Origin of the sequence: Streptomyces sp. P9(2023), assembly GCF_032436795.1 — a bacterium.
In the GTDB taxonomy this organism is placed as follows: domain Bacteria; phylum Actinomycetota; class Actinomycetes; order Streptomycetales; family Streptomycetaceae; genus Streptomyces.
In genome coordinates, this window is sequence record NZ_JAUPWM010000717.1 from 1 (window position 1) to 249 (window position 249).

The 249-nt window shown below is 66.3% G+C and carries 1 protein-coding gene; it reads left to right on the plus strand.

The genetic code is table 11. The features are described from left to right. Nucleotides 1-208: hypothetical protein (locus Q5762_RS39215; protein ID WP_315897097.1), on the plus strand; the 208-nt coding region annotated here is incomplete at its 5' end. Nucleotides 209-249: the final 41 nt, after the last annotated feature.

The window sequence follows — 249 nt, forward strand, 5'->3', positions numbered from 1 at the left end:
GTTCTGCCCAAAGCGCGGTTTCATGCGGGGCTGCGATAGGTTCAGCCAGTTGCAGCCCCCAAAGCCGGGCGTCCTGGTCGGCATCATCGGCGAGGCGATCCTGAAACAGTTCACCCCGCGCCCATGCCCGCCCGGCGGCGATCAGTTTCCCGAGCGGACCTTGGTGACGGCGGCAAAATACGCCCGCACGAGTGCAACGCGGACGTAGGGCAAACCGAAGAGGGTCGCTGCCGTGCCGGCATCGAAGGC